We start from the raw sequence: 1,281 nt of genomic DNA on the forward strand, positions 1-1,281 counted from the left end.
GGGCGGGTTCGCCGTCGTGGACCGTGCTGCGTTCCCGGTCACGGGGAGGTCAGGACGCCAGGATGTCGTCGAGGCGCTTCTCGGCCTCTTCCTCGTCGATCTTCTTGGCGAGCGCGAGCTCGGACGTGAGGATCTGGCGGGCCTTCGTCAGCATCCGCTTCTCCCCCGCCGACAGCCCGCGGTCCCGGTCGCGGCGCCAGAGGTCGCGCACGACCTCGGCGACCTTGAGCACGTCGCCCGAGGCGAGCTTCTCGAGGTTGGCCTTGTAGCGCCGGGACCAGTTGCTGGCCTCCTCGGTGTCCTTCGCCTGGAGGACCGAGATGACCTTCTTGAGCCCGTCCTCGTCGACGACGTCGCGCACGCCCACCAGGTCGACGTTCTCCGCGGGTACCTCGATCACCAGATCCCCCTGGGTCACCTTGAGCTTGAGATACATCTTCTCTTCGCCCTTGACGGTGCGGGTCTTGATCTCCTCGATGGTCGCCGCGCCGTGGTGCGGGTAGACAACCGTCTCGCCAACCTCAAAAACCATATGGAAATACCCCTTTCAGAACTTCCATTCTAACACGGTGTAGGATTCGCCGATCCGGCCGGGACGCGGCTCCCCCGCCCCGGCGATGCGGACGATCCGTCGGCAAACGGATAAGCTGGACGGGACATCGTCCTGAGCTCCCGAGGAGTACGCGCCGTGAAGATTGCCGCCCCCAAGTTGCTGCAGCGCGCAGGCCTGAGCGCCGCCGCCGCGGCCGCCCTGCTGTCCACCGCCGGATGCGCCTACATCAACCCTCCGGCCACGACCATGATCTACTCCCCCGCGGACGGCATCGTGGAGCAGGTGGGCGACGTCAAGCTGACCAACGTGCTGATCGTGGCCACCTCCGCCGACTCGGAGGGCCGCGTGCTGGGCATGCTGGTGAACGAGAGCGACGAGGACGTCACGCTGACGATGGACGTCGACGGCGCCATCGCCGAGGTGCGGATCCCGGCCGACGCCTCCCTGGAGCTCGAGGAGGCCGACCCGGTCCTCGTGGATCCCGCCGGCGCCATGCCCGGGCTCATGGTCGAGACCGAGTTCAGCACCGGCGAGGACTCCCTCGTCGAGGAGGTGCCGGTCCTGGACCACACCTTCGAGCGCTACGCCGAGTTCGTCCCCGGCGGCGCACCGGACACCCCGGCGAACCCTTCCAACACGCCCGTGCCCCACGACGAGGCCGGGGGCGGCCACTGATCGGCACGCACGTCCGGACGAAGGGCCCGGAACCCCGCGGGGTTCCGGGCCCT

At 68.5% G+C, this 1,281-nt stretch carries 2 protein-coding genes; one reads left to right on the top strand and one right to left on the bottom strand.

What is annotated here, in order from left to right; translation table 11 throughout:
* Positions 1-49 precede the first annotated feature (49 nt).
* Positions 50-532 (bottom strand): CarD family transcriptional regulator, encoded by a 483-nt coding sequence (locus tag ACH9D3_RS04375; RefSeq protein WP_017831963.1) that lies wholly within the window; start codon positions 530-532, stop codon positions 50-52.
* 156 nt (positions 533-688) lie between these two features.
* Between ACH9D3_RS04375 and ACH9D3_RS04380 the strand changes: the two genes are divergently transcribed.
* Positions 689-1,228, top strand: a complete 540-nt coding sequence (locus ACH9D3_RS04380) for a hypothetical protein (RefSeq protein WP_396410006.1) — start codon at positions 689-691, stop codon at positions 1,226-1,228.
* Positions 1,229-1,281 lie beyond the last annotated feature (53 nt).

Source organism: Kocuria kalidii (genome assembly GCF_044462225.1).
Lineage (GTDB): Bacteria > Actinomycetota > Actinomycetes > Actinomycetales > Micrococcaceae > Kocuria > Kocuria kalidii.